The 14,518-nt window shown below is 74.2% G+C and carries 13 protein-coding genes; 4 read left to right on the forward strand and 9 right to left on the reverse strand.

The window, feature by feature from the left end; genetic code table 11:
* Window positions 1-253 precede the first annotated feature (253 nt).
* Complete coding sequence (locus ACQEVS_RS03725) at window positions 254-883, forward strand: hypothetical protein (protein WP_433015139.1); 630 nt, start codon at window positions 254-256, stop codon at window positions 881-883.
* Window positions 884-1,147: 264 nt separating this feature from the next.
* On the opposite strand, the gene ACQEVS_RS03730 is transcribed toward ACQEVS_RS03725, so the two are convergent.
* On the reverse strand, window positions 1,148-2,113 hold the full coding sequence (locus ACQEVS_RS03730) for a GlxA family transcriptional regulator (protein ID WP_433015142.1): 966 nt from the start codon (window positions 2,111-2,113) through the stop codon (window positions 1,148-1,150).
* Between the two features lie 246 nt (window positions 2,114-2,359).
* Between ACQEVS_RS03730 and ACQEVS_RS03735 the strand changes: the two genes are divergently transcribed.
* Complete coding sequence (locus ACQEVS_RS03735; RefSeq protein ID WP_433015145.1) at window positions 2,360-2,785, forward strand: DUF6010 family protein; 426 nt, start codon at window positions 2,360-2,362, stop codon at window positions 2,783-2,785.
* A gap of 344 nt (window positions 2,786-3,129) precedes the next feature.
* Here the strand turns inward: ACQEVS_RS03735 and ACQEVS_RS03740 are convergent, their stop codons facing one another.
* Complete coding sequence (locus tag ACQEVS_RS03740; RefSeq protein ID WP_433015148.1) at window positions 3,130-3,984, reverse strand: DUF2797 domain-containing protein; 855 nt, start codon at window positions 3,982-3,984, stop codon at window positions 3,130-3,132.
* Between the two features lie 250 nt (window positions 3,985-4,234).
* Entirely contained in the window at window positions 4,235-5,476 is a 1,242-nt protein-coding gene (locus tag ACQEVS_RS03745) for an MFS transporter (RefSeq protein WP_433015151.1), read from the reverse strand.
* A gap of 17 nt (window positions 5,477-5,493) precedes the next feature.
* Between ACQEVS_RS03745 and ACQEVS_RS03750 the strand changes: the two genes are divergently transcribed.
* Window positions 5,494-6,717, forward strand: a complete 1,224-nt coding sequence (locus ACQEVS_RS03750; protein WP_433015154.1) for an ROK family protein — start codon at window positions 5,494-5,496, stop codon at window positions 6,715-6,717.
* 332 nt (window positions 6,718-7,049) lie between these two features.
* Here the strand turns inward: ACQEVS_RS03750 and ACQEVS_RS03755 are convergent, their stop codons facing one another.
* The 5 genes from ACQEVS_RS03755 to ACQEVS_RS03775 form a co-directional block, all read right to left on the reverse strand.
* Window positions 7,050-7,586: a nitroreductase family deazaflavin-dependent oxidoreductase gene (locus ACQEVS_RS03755; RefSeq protein WP_433015157.1), complete on the reverse strand. Its 537-nt coding sequence runs from the start codon at window positions 7,584-7,586 to the stop codon at window positions 7,050-7,052.
* A 222-nt stretch (window positions 7,587-7,808) separates the two neighbouring features.
* On the reverse strand, window positions 7,809-8,381 hold the full coding sequence (locus ACQEVS_RS03760; protein WP_433015160.1) for an ATP-binding protein: 573 nt from the start codon (window positions 8,379-8,381) through the stop codon (window positions 7,809-7,811).
* 227 nt (window positions 8,382-8,608) lie between these two features.
* The gene (locus ACQEVS_RS03765) at window positions 8,609-8,923 is read right to left on the reverse strand and encodes a hypothetical protein (RefSeq protein WP_433015163.1); all 315 of its coding nucleotides are present in this window, start codon (window positions 8,921-8,923) and stop codon (window positions 8,609-8,611) included.
* A 359-nt stretch (window positions 8,924-9,282) separates the two neighbouring features.
* The gene (locus tag ACQEVS_RS03770) at window positions 9,283-9,993 is read right to left on the reverse strand and encodes an SRPBCC family protein (protein WP_433015166.1); all 711 of its coding nucleotides are present in this window, start codon (window positions 9,991-9,993) and stop codon (window positions 9,283-9,285) included.
* Window positions 9,994-10,501: 508 nt separating this feature from the next.
* Window positions 10,502-11,725: a geranylgeranyl reductase family protein gene (locus ACQEVS_RS03775; RefSeq protein WP_433027228.1), complete on the reverse strand. Its 1,224-nt coding sequence runs from the start codon at window positions 11,723-11,725 to the stop codon at window positions 10,502-10,504.
* A 286-nt stretch (window positions 11,726-12,011) separates the two neighbouring features.
* Here ACQEVS_RS03775 and ACQEVS_RS03780 point away from each other — a divergent pair, with 286 nt between their 5' ends.
* A complete protein-coding gene (locus ACQEVS_RS03780) occupies window positions 12,012-13,397 on the forward strand; it encodes a dipeptidase (RefSeq protein WP_433015169.1) in 1,386 nt (461 codons plus the stop codon).
* 316 nt (window positions 13,398-13,713) lie between these two features.
* Here ACQEVS_RS03780 and ACQEVS_RS03785 read toward each other — a convergent pair whose 3' ends face one another.
* Window positions 13,714-14,505: a colicin immunity domain-containing protein gene (locus ACQEVS_RS03785; protein WP_433015172.1), complete on the reverse strand. Its 792-nt coding sequence runs from the start codon at window positions 14,503-14,505 to the stop codon at window positions 13,714-13,716.
* Between the last annotated feature and the right edge of the window lie 13 nt (window positions 14,506-14,518).

The raw sequence follows: 14,518 nt of genomic DNA on the forward strand, positions 1-14,518 counted from the left end.
CCGGACGAGATCCTCCTCCGCGGGGCGGACCAACTCCACGGAATCGAGCCCGAGCACGGTCCCGGTCCAGGTGTGGGAGGTCAGTTTCCGGAGGCGGCCGCGGCCGGAGCCCGCGTGGGCGAGGGTGAAACGGACGTCGTGCATGGGCGGCCTTCCGGACGAAAGGGACGTACGAGGCTATCCCGGCCCACCGCCGCCCCGGCCTCCGGACCGCCTTCGCGGTACGCGGGGCCGGCACCCTACGCTGCGCCGCATGGGCACCGACATTCGCGGATGCATAGAGATCCGCAACCCGAACGCCGACGAGGACTGGTACACCAGGCCGCCCTGGGAGCGCGCCATCGATCTGTACCCGCTCTACTCCGGGCGGGACTACGCGGCCTTCGGCTGCCTCTTCGGCGTCCGCGACCCGGTGGGCTGGGAGCCGGTCGCCGCCGGCCGGGGGCTGCCGCCGGACGTGTCGCCGGAGTTGCGGAAGGAGTTCGACGAGGTCGCCGGCTCCGATCCGGCGGTGCACGGCCCGACCTGGGTGACCTGGGCCGAGCTGGCCGGGATCGACCTGGACGCGGCCCCGGCGGACGTCCGCGGCGCCCTCGTCCTGCGGGACGACCGCACGCCCGAGCTGGAGGTACGCCGCTGGGTCACCGACGACTGGCCGCCGGACGTCCTGGACCGGCTGGGTCCCGGACCGGCGGCGGACGGCCCCACCGCCACCCCGTTCGGCGAGTGGCGGACGGGCCCGACGAGGGTGGGCTACCGGAGGTTCACCCGACGGGACGCGCTCGGCCCCGGGACGGGGTGGGAGCACGTCTTCGCGGTGATGAAGGCGCTCGCCGCGCGCTTCGGCGACGAGCACGTCCGGCTGGTCGTGTACTTCGACTGAGGGCCGGTCGACCGCCCACGCCCGGTCGCCGCGACGCCACTGCTCGGGGTGAGAACGCGGGAGGGGACCAGCGTCCTCACCGCGGTCGCCGTCCTCGCCGCGGTCGTCCTCGCCCCCGTCGCCGTCCAGGCCGCTACCGTCGGCGTTCTCGCCGTCTTCCGGGCGGGCGCGGGCGGGCCGCCCGGGCCGCTCGGGCACCTCCGGGACGCTGGGCACCTCCGGGCGCCTCCGGGACGCGCAGGGGGGCCGCAGGGCGCCGACGCTTTACCCGACCGGCTCCCCGGCGAAAGCGCGCCGGTAGGCGCGGGGACTGACCCCGGTCGTGCGGCGGAAGCGGTCGCGGAAGGCGGTCGGCGAGCCGAACCCGACCTCCGCGCCGATGTGTTCGACGGGCCGACGGGTGGTCTCCAGGAGCTGCTGCGCCCGGCGGATCCGGGCCCGGTGCAGCCACTGCAGCGGCGTCGTGCCGGTCTGCTCACGGAAGCGGCGGGTGAGCGTCCGGGGGCTGACACCGGCCCGGGCCGCGATGTCGTCGACGGTGAGCGGACGGGCGAGGTTCTCGCCCAGCCAGCGGAGCAGCGGCTCCAGCGCGGAGCCGGCCGGGACGGGTACGTGGTCGTGGGCGATGAACTGCGCCTGGCCACCCTCCCGTTCGAGGGGCATCACGGAGAGCCGGGCGGCGTCGGCGGCCACCGCGGAGCCGTGGTCCCGGCGGACCATGTGCAGGCACATGTCCAGCCCGGCCGCCGCGCCGGCCGAGGTGAGGATCCGGCCGTTGTCGACGTAGAGGACGTCCGGGTCGACGTCCACCCGCGGGTGGTCGGCGGCGAGCCGCCCGGCGGCCAGCCAGTGGGTCGTCGCCCGCAGCCCGTCCAACAGCCCGGCGGCGGCGAGGACGAAGGCACCGGAGCAGATCGACGCGATGCGCGGGCCGCCGTCGTCGGCGGCGGCCCGGCGCAGCGCGGTGCGGACGGCGGGCGTGAGGGGCGCCGCCGGGTCGGCGATACCGGGCACGACGACGGTGTCCGCGCCGCGCAGCCCGTCCAGCCCCCACGGCGCCCGCAGGGTGAACGCCCCGGCTCCGGCGTCGACTTCGGCCTGTTCGGCGCACACACGTACCGCGTAACCAGGGCTCCCGTCGGGCAGTCGGACGCGGCCGAAGGTCTCCACCGCGGTGGAGAGGTCGAACGGGATCACGCGCGGGAGGGCGAGGACGGCGACCGTGTGCATGTACGGACGGTACCTCCGCTTCAGCCGAGTACCGCGTCGGGGACGGCTGACGAGCGGGCGGGGAACGGACGCGGAGCGGGCGGCGGTAATCCGTCGAAACCTGTCGGCAATGCCCCTGTGGCCTGCCGCCCGGCCTTTCTACCGTGTGAGCCGTACGGCCGGGGGCGGCGGCGATCCCCCGCGTCCGCCGTCCGCGGCCGTACCCCGCTCGTCCACCCGCACCACACCCACCACGGAAGGCGCCCCATGCAATACCTGCAGTACATCGCGCCCATCGGCATCGGCCTCGTCTACGCGCTGGTGATGTCCCTGGTCCGCGAGGAACACCGGCTGCGCCTCAACGCCGTCATGGTGGCCGGGGCGGGCGCGACCTACCTCAGCAGCGACGGGCTGGGCGGCTGGGAGCTCGCGTTCACCGCGCTGTCCACGTGCGTCGCGTACCGCGCCCTGAATTCCTGGACGTTCGTCGGCATCGGCTGGCTGCTGCACACCGCGTGGGACATCGTGCACCACATCAAGGGCAGCCCCCTGCTGCCGTTCGTGCACAACGCGTCGCTGGGCTGCGCGATCTGCGACCCGGTCATCGCCCTGTGGTGCCTGCGCGGCGGCCCCTCCCCGCGTGAACTACTGCGCGGCGGACGGCGCGGGGCGGTCGGCGAACCGGCCGCCTGACGGGCGGCGGGCGGCCGAGGCGCCACGGCTGTACGGCGGTACGCCCGTCAGAGCCCGCCGGACGGCCCCGGGCCGGCGCCGCCCGATCCGTCCGCCACCCGGGCCCGTGTCCCGCCGACACCTCATGGACCGCAGGCCGACGCCGCGCGGCACTTGTCACGGCGGGCGCGGCGGGCGCGGCGGGCGCGGCGGGCGCGGCGGGCGCGGCGGACGCGACAGCACGACCGCCACGACGGGACGGCGGGTACGACGGGAGCCCCCGGAAGGCACGCCAGGCACGAAAGACACGACGGCCACGACCGGGCGAACGTCCGGGCCCCGACGCCAAGCCTCAGCACAGACCCTCAGAACAAGCCCTCCGGACCGTCCCCGTCGTCCCCTTCCGGCTCGCGGACCGCCGCCGTGGTCCGCGAGCCGGCCGGTGCCGCCGCGAGTTCCCAGCCCGCGAGCCGCCGCGTGTCGACGAGCACCTGGCGGCCGTCCGTCGTCTCCAGGTACATGTCCGGCCCCGCCGCGGCGACGACGTGGCCGACGACGGCGCACCCGGGCGCGAGGTCGACGACGCCGTGCCGGGGGCCGACGCGGTCCAGGTGGAAGATCTCGTCGTGGTGCACGGGCACGCAGGCCAGGACGTCCAGTGACTCCGGCAGGCCGGGCAGGGCGCGGGCGCGCGCGTGGAGCGCGGCGAGTTCGGCCGCCCGTTCGCCCGGCGGGGTCAGGGGGTGGCGGGCGGCGCGCTTGGCGGCGTACGGGAAGCGGTCCGGGACGCCCAGCGCGGCACCGAGTACGGCCTCCGTCCGCCGGGCGGCCATCAGCGGGCCCCGGCCGAGCAACGCATAGGAGAGGGCGGCCTGTTCGAGGAGCCGGACGCCCTGGCGTCCGGTCGCCGTGATGCCGGCCTTGACCAGGCCGGGGGCGAACCAGGCCAGGTAGACGTCGTACGGGCGCGGGTCGTCGGCGATCGTGTCGGCCGCGACGGAGTGGGAGCGGTCCAGCCGCGCGCACTCCGCGCACTGGGCGGACACCGCGCCGGCCGGCACCTCGGCAGCGGCGGGACAGGGGGTGTACCGCCCGGCGCGCCGGACGCCGACGCAGTGCCGCCGCTCACCGGCGACGAAGCCGAGCGGGCGGCCCGCGGGCAGCGGGGAGCGGCGTTCGCCGTGCCCGGGGTGGAGCCACAGCAGGGCCGGACCGTCCACGCTCCAGCGGGGGCCGGCGCAGAGCCAGCCGGGGGTGCCATCGCTGTCGTCGTCCTTCGGTGAGTCGTACCGGTGAGTCGTCCCAGTAAGCCATCCCTGGCCCCGCCCCTTCCCGTTTCCCGCGGGGGCAAGCCCACGCATCCCCTTCAGCCCGTCCGGCGTTTGAGGACAGCGCGCGAAGCGTGCTTCGGGGTCTGGGGGCTCGCCCCAGGAAACGGCGAAAGGGCGGGACCGGGGCACCCCCTCGCCGTCAGGCGCGCCGCGTCCACCGCCGCGTGGCACCACTGATCAAAGCCGCCATGGCGGCCAGGGCCGCGACCGTGGTGAGAGCGGCAGGCAACGAGAACCGCTCCGCAAGAAGCCCGATGGCAGGCGGCCCGAGCAGCATCCCGCCGTAACCGAACGTCGACGCCGCGGCGACCCCACCCGGCCCGGTCAGCTCACCAGCGCGCCCGATGGCGACGGGAAAGATGTTGGCGAGGCCCAGGCCGGTCAGGGCGAAGCCGACGAACACCGCCCACAGCGCCGGGGTGAGGGAGGCGAGGAGCATGCCGACGGCGGCCGTCGCCCCGCCGAAGACGAGGGTCCGGGTCTGCCCGAGCCGTTCGAGCATCGCGGTGCCGGACAGCCGTCCCACGGTCATGGCCAGCGCGAACACGGAGTAGCCGATGGCCGCGGTGCCCGCCCCGGCACCGACGTCCTGCTGGAGGTGCAGAGCACCCCAGTCGGCGAGCGCCCCCTCGCCGTACGAGGAGCACAGCGCGATCAGGCCGAAGACGACGACGAGGCCGCGCCCGCGCACCTTCGGCAGGGGCCGCTGCGAGGCGCCCGCCGCACGGGGGACGGAACCGGAGACGATCGTCTCAGGCGGCCGAGGCGCCGGATGGGCGAGCAGCACCCGCCCGGCGACGACGGTGACGACGAGTCCGACGGCGGTGAGCATCAGGAGGTGGTGCGTCACCGCGAGCCGCCCGGCGACGAGCCCGCCGAGACCGGCGCCGAGCATGCCGCCGACGCTGTAGGCCGCGTGGAAGCTGGGCATCACCGGCCGCCGCAGCGCCGTGACGAGGTCGACGGCCGCGCTGTTCATGGCGACGTTGATGCCGCCGTAAGCGGCGCCGAAGACGAGGAGGACGAGCCCGAGGGCGGGCGCGGAGCGGGCGAAGGGCGGCAGGGCGATGCCCAGGGCCAGGACGGCCGCCGTGACGACGGTGACCGGGTGGCTGCCGAAGCGCCGGCACAGCCGTCCGGTGAGCATCATGACGGCGACGGCGCCGGCCGAGACGCCCAGCAGGGCGAGGCCGAGCGCGCCGGCGGAGGCGCCGGTACGCTCCTTGATCGACGGGATGCGCACCACCCAGCCGGCGAAGAGGAAGCCGTCGAGGGCGAAGAAGACGGTGAGGGCGGTCCGGAGGCGGCGTAGCGACGGATCGGCCGGGGTGACACGCTGTTCCCCCCGAAGGGCCGTCCGTATTTTGTTTAGCGTCGGCACAAAGTCAGAATAAGGGTGTGACCCAGACTCGGACAACACGTTTGGAGCGCGGCCGGGCCGCCCTCGGCCCCGCCCTGGAGCTCGTCCACACCGGGCGCGCCCCCACCCGCGCCGTGCTCACCGCCGAACTCGGCGTGACCCGCGCGACGGCGGGCGCCGTCGCCGCGGAGCTGGAGGCGCTCGGACTGATCCGGGTGGACGCCCGCCCGACGGCGTCCACCGGGTCGCAGGGCCGCCCCTCCCACCGGCTGTCCGTCGCGCCCGACGGTCCCGTGGTCCTGGCGGCGCAGATCCACGCGGACGGGTTCCGGGCCGCGCTCGTCGGCCTCGGCGGCCGGATGGTCGCCACGGCGCCGGGCTGCATGACGGTCCCCGCCGACCCCGCGCACATCATCGACGCCGTCGTGGAGGCGGGCGCCGGGCTGCTGCGCGAGACGGGCCGGCGCTGCCTGGGCGCGGGACTCGCCGTCCCGTCGGCGGTGGCCGAGCCGGAGGGCACCGCCCTCAACCCGCTGCACCTCTCCTGGCCCGCGGGGGCGCCGGTCCGCGCACTGTTCACCAAGGCCCTGGCCAAGGCCGACGTCCTCGGCCCGGGCGGCCTCCCCGTCACCGGCGTGGCCGGCAACGACGTCAACCTCGCCGCCCTCGCCGAACACCGCCACGGCGCCGGCCGCGGCGCCCGTCACCTGCTGTGCGTGGCCACCGGCCACCGCGGCGTCGGCGGCGCGCTGGTGCTCGACGGCCGCCTGCACAGCGGGAGTTCGGGCCTGGCCCTGGAGGTCGGGCACCTGACGGTCAACCCGGCCGGGCTACCCTGCCACTGCGGCAGCCGCGGCTGTCTCGACGTCGAGGCCGACCCGGCGGCCTTCCTCACCGCCGCCGGACGGCCGCCGGGCCCGGACAGCTCCCTCCTCCACCAGGCCACCGAGCTGCTCCGGACCGCGTACGACGACCCGTCCGTCCGCGAGGCCGCCGAACTGATCGCCGACCGCCTCGGCCTGGGCCTCGCCGGCCTCGTCAACATCCTCAACCCCGACCGCATCGTCCTGGGCGGCCTGCACCGCGAACTCCTCGCCGCCGACCCCGACCGCCTCCGCGCCGTCGTCGCCGACCGCAGCCTGTGGGGCCGCAGCGGCAGCGTCCCCATCCTCCCCGCCACCCTCGACCACAACAGCCTCATCGGCGCGGCGGAGGCGGCGTGGCAGCCGGTGCTGGACGATCCGCTGGGGGTGCTGGGCTGAGTCCGGGGGAGCCGGAGGGCAGTGAGGGACGGAGAGCGGTGAGGACCGGGGGCAGTGAGGACCGGAGGACGGTGAGGACCGGAGGACGGTGAGGACCGGAGGACGGTGAGGGCGCGGCATGCGGCCGGGTGCCGGGCCCTCACCGCCTTCCGCTGAGGACGTCTTCGCCGATGGGCGGCGGTACGACCCCACGCCGCCGCGTGAGCGGCACGCCGGGCGCGGGCCGCGCGTCGCGCTCCGTGCCGGCGTGCGCCGCTCGCCGCCCTCGGCTCCCCGGCCGCGCCGCGCCTTGCCGGGCCGAGCGGGAGGAGCCCGAGGCCCGGTCCACCGTCTCAGTCCACCGTCGGCGCCGGACCCTCCACCCGCCCGGCCGGATGCTCGGGTTCGGGTTCGGGTTCGGATTCGGGCTCGCGTTCGGGTTCGCGTTCGCGTTCGGGTTCGAGTACGAAGACCGGGATCACGCGGTCGGTCTTCTCCTGGTACTCGGCGTACGGCGGATACACGGCGACCGCACGCCGCCACCACTGGGCCCTCTCGTCCCCGGTCACCTCACGAGCCGTCATGTCGTAGCGCCCGGGTCCGTCCTGGAGTCTCACCCGCGGGTCGGCCTTGAGGTTGAGGTACCAGACCGGGTGACGCGGGAAGCCGCCCTTCGAGGCCACCGCCGCGTACCGCCCCTCGTGCTCCACGCGCATCAGCGGAACCTTCCGTATCTTGCCGCTCTTCGCGCCGCGCATGGTGACGACGACGACCGGCAGGCCCGTGTCCCAGAGCGTCGTGCCCTCTGTACCGCCGGAACTCTCGTACAGCTCGACCTGTTCGCGCACCCACTGCGCCGGACTCGGCTCGTACTCGCCGTCAAAAGGCATCGCGTTCCCCCCTTCGTGTGCGGATGATGAGCGGTTCGTGCGCGGATCACGGGCGGTCGGCGGTTCAGGGCACGGCGAGCCGGCCGCCCGTACGGGCCCCGTACGACCTGTACGACCTGTACGGGCGCGGGGTGCCGTTCGCCGTCCGGAAGGTGGCCCCGACACGGCTCCGGAAGCGCACGCGCCGGAGCACACGCCCTCCGAGCTCCGCCGGCCGCGCCGTCACACCGGCGAACGCTCCCGCGCCACCGCCGGAACGGCCCCCGCGCCCGCCGGGTGCAGGGCCGCCGGCTCGGAGAAGGCCGCGGTGCCGAGGGAGGTCAGGGAGGCCGTCGCCCGTTCGAAGGCGACCGCCGGCTCGGCGCCGCGGTCGCGCCAGGGGTCGGCGGCGGGAGCGGAGGCCGGTACGAGCAGGGTGAACCACACCGCCTTCCCGCCGTCGTGGTGCGGCTGCACGCCCCAACCGGCGCTGAGCGCCGCGACCAGGGCGAGGCCGCGCCCATGGGTGCTGGTCTCGTCCGGAGCGCCGACGCGGGGCAGCCGGGGGTCGTGGTCGCGCACGGAGACGGTGAGCCGGTCGAGCATCAGGGTGATCTCGACCGTGCACCGTTTGTCCGGTTCCGCATGCTGGTGGACGTTGGTGAGGAGCTCGGTGACACCGAGCGCGGCGGGGTCGATGAGCGGATCGAGATGCCAGTAACGCAACTGCGCAGAGACGATTCTGCGCACCTGCCGGATCCGCTGCGGCAGGGCTTGGAGCTCGACGGTGCAGTGCTTGTTCACTCGGCTGATCACGGCTGCGACTCCCTGAAGAAGTAGGGCTAGCCTGATGCAGATGCGTGGCGCGGTGCGCGCCCGTCCCGGTCCGGCGGGCGGGCCGGACCGCACGACGGAACCGATCCGGAACGCGACCGTCGATGAACCCTCAGTGATGCTGTACGCCTCAAGGGTCGACCTTCACCGTCGTGGACGCAACTCGTGCGCCCCCACCGTGCACCCGTGCCGCCCCCTGTTTCGCACGCTCACTCCGGCCCGTCCCCGCGCGCGGCCTCCACCGCCTCCAGGAACCGGCGGACCGCCGCCTCCGGGTCCTGGCCGGACTCCCCGAGATCGAGCACGTACCGGTTGCCGTTGAGCGTGGCCCGCGCCCGGTCGCGGGCGGCGAACCAGGCTTTCCGGGCCTGGACGGCGTCCACCGGCGCGCTGTCGATCTCCACCCCGTAGCTGGTCAGGAGCTCCAGGCGACCATTGTGGATCTTCACCTGTCCGGCGCGGGTGAGTGAGCGGAGCGATTTCTCGATCCGTACCCCAGTCGCCTTGAACTCCGGTTCCGCCACGGTGCACCGCCTCCCGGCCGATGGTTGTCTGCTGCGCAGTGTGCCCGCGAGCCGACGCCCGCACCAGGGGCCGATTTTCGTTCTCGTTCCCTCCGGTCCCGGGCCCCGGGGGCGCGCACGGGCGGCTCCCCGACCGGGAGCGGACGCCGGACGGACGGCGACGGGCCCCCGTCCACCACACCACCTGCGCGAACCCGCCGACGAGCGACGCGGCGCAACGGCCATGCGCCCGGCGGTGCCCCGGCGGCTCCCGGCGCGGGGAACGGGCCGTGCGGCCGGATCCGTGCGACGAGCCGCCGGGGCCGCGCCCCCGCGATGCACTCGCCGCCGCCATGCGGGAGGGCTGGACGCGCCGCGGTTCACGTACGTCCGGCGTCCTCCCCTTGATCACCAAAGCGACCCCTGCCTCCAGCAGCTCCTGCACCACCTGTGCCACTCGCATCTCTCATGCCGCTCGTGTCATCCGCGTCACTTTTCGCGGCCAAACGCGCGTCCAACGCGCGCAGTGCGCCGCGGAAAGCGCGGGCGGGTACCGGGCGCGTGAGGAGGACGAGCCAGCGGACCGCCGGCGGCGCGTCCATCGCCAGGGTCCAACGGACGAGGGTGCCGCCGCCGGACGGGACGAGCCGCCAGTCCGCCAGGACGGCGCGGAGGAACGGAACATTGGTGCTGTCCACGCGGTACGCGCAGCGCCGGGGCGCGTCGACGGCCATGACCGTCTCGTGGAACCACACCCCGCCCACGAGCCGGATCTCGCGGCGGCGGCGCCCTTTCCCGTCGAGCGGCCGGGCCAGTCTCACGGCTCGGAACCAGCGGGGCCACGCCGTCACGTCCTCGACCAGCGCGTGGTGCACGCGCTCGGGCGGTGCCGTCGTCCGGGCGACGAACGTCAGCCGCAGCGGCGCGGCGTCACCGCGGCCCGCCGCACGGGGAAGCAGCGCCCGGAGGCGCGCCGCGCGGGAGCGGGGAGAACAGGGGCGTGGAGAAAGGGGACCCGCCGGGCCTGCGACCGCCGCCGCACCCTCCGGGCCGGCGAAATCAGCGCCCACAGGGCGGAGTCTGCGCGCCATCAGGAGCCCCCAGGGGGTCGGCCGGCCGCGTACGCGCACACCCTAGCTCGGGGGCAACGGCTTGTCTGCGGCGCGTGGTCAGGGCCCCGGATCAGGCCCCCCGCGCCAGGGGCCGCCGGACCACGGCTCCCGGGCCAGGGGCCACCGGACCAGGGACCACCGGGCCAGGGGCCGCCGACGGCCGACCCCATGGCGGCCGGCCGACGACCGGTCCCAAGGAGCAGCAGCCGGCCGACGACCGGCCCCCGGTCCGGACACCCGACATCCGACACCCGACACCCGACGTCGGCACCGCCTGCGGACCGCAAAACCGGACGTGCGGCGATCAGCCGACACCGCCCCAGCAGGCCAACTGCTGTCTTTTGCCTATGCCACGCCCCGAGGCCCGACCCCAAGACCAAGGCCCGGACCCTAACCCGCGACCCACGCCCCTACGCCCCGCGCCCCCGCGACCCGCGCCCCGCGACCCGCGACCCGCGACCGACAACCCGTCTCAGAACCGCCCGTCTCAGGACCGCCCGGCCGGCAGCCGGTCCGCCGCGGAGACCAGCCGCCGCGCCATAGGGTGCGTGCGGACGATCTCCGCGAGCGTGGTCGCGCCCTGGGTGACCCGGGCGAACGCCCGCCAGGCGGGGCCGAATCCGGTGACCGCCGCGTGGAAGACGCCGGGCTTGCGGGAGTACAGGGCGAGGATCCGGCGGCCCACGCCCATCTCCACGCCCAGCCCGGCCTTGACGGCGAACGCGTAGTTGAGCGCCTGGCGGCGGGCGTCGACGGCGTCCTGCGCCTCGGCGACGCGCACGGCCCACTCCCCCGCCAGCCGGCCGGAGCGCAGCGCGAAGGAGATGCCCTCGCGCGTCCAGGGCTCCAGCAGCCCGGCGGCGTCGCCGCAGACGACGACGCGGCCGCGGGAGAGCGGGGAGTCGTCGGCGCGGCAGCGGGTGAGGTGGCCGGAGGAGATGCTGGGCTCGAAGCCGGACAGGCCGAGGCGGGCGATGAAGTCCTCCAGGTACCGCTTGGTGGCGGCGCCCTCGCCACGCGAGCAGATCACGCCCACCGTGAGGGTGTCCCCCTTGGGAAAGACCCACCCGTAACTGCCGGGGATGGGGCCCCAGTCGAGCTGCACCCGGCCGGCCCAGTCCTCGGCGACGGACGGCGGGACGGGGATCTCGGCCTCCAGGCCGAGGTCGACCTGGTCGAGCTTCACCCCGACGTGTGCTCCTATGCGGCCGGCGCTGCCGTCGGCGCCGACGACCGCGCGGGCCAGGACCGTCGAACCGTCGCCGAGTACGACGGCGACGGTGCGCCGGTCGGGGACGGCGGGGCCGTGCTGCTCGACGCGGGCGACGGTCACGCCGGTCCGCACCTCGGCGCCGGCCGCCTTGGCCGCCTCGACCAGGCCGGCGTCGAACTCGGCCCGGTTGACGAGCCCGAAGAGCATCTTCTTCGACCGGCGGGTGCGGGTGAGCTTGCCGTCGAGGGAGAAGGTGACGGCGTGCACGCGGTCGCGCAGCGGCAGTTCGAAGCCGGGCGGCAGCGCGTCGCGGGACGGGCCGATGATGCCGCCGCCGCAGGTCTTGTAGCGGGGCAGCTCGGCCTTCTCCAGGAGCAGGACGCGGCGTCCCGCGCCGGCCGCCGCGTGCGCCGCCGAGGCTCCGGCGGGCCCGGCGCCGACCACGACGACGTCCCACACCGGCCCGGCGCCCGAGGGCCCGCCGTCGTCCGCGGACACGTCGTCGACCGGCACGTCGTCGACCGGCACGTCATCCGCCGGCACGTCGTCGCGGCCCGTCTCCCGGGCTGTGTTGTCGCTGCTCACCTGTGCTTCCGCTCCCGCTCGTCCGCCGCCGCCGGCCGTGCCGGCCGTACCGCCCGCATCCTACGGCCCGGCCGTGGGCCCGCCCGCCCCGGGAAGCGCACCCGGCCCACCGGCACCACCGCGGAACGCCATGAAAGGATCGAGCCCGTCAACCATGCCCATCCGTACACCACAACGTGGTGCCCCCGAGGAGCGTTCCATGGACACCGTTCCGGCCCCCCGGCCCGACTCCGCCGCGCTCGCCGCGACCGTCGCCTCCCTCCAGCCCCGCGCCCGCACCGAACTGGCCGAGCTGGTCGCCTTCCGGTCGGTCGCGGACGAGGCGCAGTTCCCGAAGAGCGAGTGCGAGGCGGCGGCGGAGTGGGTGGCCGGGGCGCTGCGCGCCGAGGGCTTCGAGGACGTCGCGCTGCTGGACACCCCGGACGGCACCCAGTCCGTCTACGGCTACCTGCCGGGCCCGGAGGGCGCTCCGACCGTCCTCCTGTACGCGCACTACGACGTGCAGCCGCCGCTGGACGAGGACGCGTGGCTGTCCCCGCCGTTCGAGCTGACGGAGCGCGACGGGCGCTGGTACGGGCGCGGCGCGGCCGACTGCAAGGGCGGCTTCATCATGCACCTGTCGGCGCTGCGCGCCCTCAAGGAGCACGGCGGGGTGCCGGTGGGCGTCAAGATGATCGTCGAGGGCTCGGAGGAGCAGGGCACGGGCGGCCTCCAGCGGTACGCCGAGGCGCACCCGGAGCTGCTGGCCGCCGACACCATCGTCATCGGCGACGCGGGCAACTTCCGGCTCGGCCTGCCGACCGTGACCGCCACCCTGCGCGGCATGATGCTGGTGCGGGTGGAGGTGCAGACGCTGGGCGGCAACCTGCACTCCGGCATGTTCGGCGGCGCCGCCCCCGACGCCCTCGCCGCGCTGATCCGCACCCTCGACTCGCTGCGCGCGCCCGACGGGACGACCGTCATCCACGGCCTGGAGCCGGAGGGCACCTGGGACGGCCTGCAGTACCCGGAGGAGGACTTCCGCTCCGACGCCAAGGTGCTGGACGGCGTCGACCTGATCGGCTCGGGCACGGTCGCGGACCGCCTGTGGGCCCGCCCCGCCGTGACCGTCCTCGGCATCGACTGCCCGCCGGTCGTCGGCGCCACCCCGTCCGTCCACGCCCGCGCGGCGGCCCTGATCAGCCTCCGCGTCCCCCCGGGCGTCAACGCCGCCGACACGGCCAAGCTCCTCCGCGCCCACCTGGAGTCCCAGGTCCCGTGGAACGCCCGGGTCACCACCGAACTCGTCGGCCAGGGCGAGCCGTTCGCCGCCGACACCACCAGCCCGGCGTATGTGTCGATGGCCGAGGCGATGCGCGTCGCCTACCCCGGCCAGGAAATGCAGACCGCCGGCATGGGCGGCTCCATCCCCCTCTGCAACACCCTCGCCGCCCTCTACCCCGACACCGAAATCCTCCTCATCGGCCTCAGCGAGCCGGAGGCCCAGATCCACGCGGTGAACGAAAGCGTCCACCCGGAGGAACTGGAACGGATGTCGCTGGCGGAGGCGCTGTTTCTGCTGAACTACGCGGAGTCGAAGCGGTAAGGAACACCGATCGGGAATGACCATCGAACTTGCCAGCGTCGCCCTCGGAGTATGCGCCCGGTTTCAGGGCCGCTTGACCGCCGTCTGAGAGGCGGACCTGACGGTTCCAGGGCGATACCGGACCCATTTCATGGGCGGCATGTCCGAGTAACGTGATGGGTCCCGGTGTAGGCCAGCTTCGCGAGGTCGGCGAGTAGGAAAAGTGTGTCCCCCGTGGCCGCACTCACCACGTCCGCCGACCTCGCCGCGAAAACCGTCCGGCCACCGCGGCCTTCGAAACGCGAAACAGTCGGCACCACGGCGGTTCGGGCACACGTCACAGTGATTGCAGTTCGGTCAATGCTTCCCTGACAACCGCTTTCAGTTGCTCATCTGTCATGTCGCCTTCTTCCTGAAAAGCCGGATCGATGGCGTAATCATCGAGGGCATAGAACACGCGATCCAGGATGCGGGAAAATTGGTCACGGAGACGCTCTGACCTCTCCAGCGAATCCCTCCGCGCCGCCAGCCACGACCGTGCGAAGCATGCAGCGTCGATGCCACCGGCACTGAATGACTCCATCAATGCGAGTTGAGTAGCGGTCGCGGAGTCCTCGGTTGCATTGGCCGGTTTGGCCCACGCCGTCTGCGTGGGAGCGAATCCGGCCGTCGCCGCACACAGATTCGGGTTTTTTTTCTTCACGCGCTTAGCGAAACGCTCGAAGTCGATGACCGCCCGATCACGCCCCTCCGGCACGCCAGCGTGAAACACTTTACCGGATCCAGCAAACAGAGCGAATCCGTGACGGGTAACCAAAAGCGCTGCGGCGAGGTCGGGAAGCGCAATAGCGAGACCTTCCTGCTGCCCGAACTCGGCCAGTATGGCCTCCGTGCTCGCTGCCACACTGATCGCCTGACCTCCGACGCGGGGCGGGCCCGGAAACCACGCAATAACAGACGCATAACCAGCACTGCGAGCAGCCGCACTAATGCGCCCCGCAAGGGGCTTGTCCATCCCTGAGAGACTGAGGAATGGCACCACTTCCATATTCCCGGCACTGAGCCACTCCTCGCCGAAGGAAAGGAGGCTCGGGTCAACCACTCTTCCCAGACGCTTCTGCGGAATCACCTTCCACCTTTCG

The organism is Streptomyces sp. CA-181903, assembly GCF_050937075.1.
Lineage (GTDB): Bacteria > Actinomycetota > Actinomycetes > Streptomycetales > Streptomycetaceae > Streptomyces.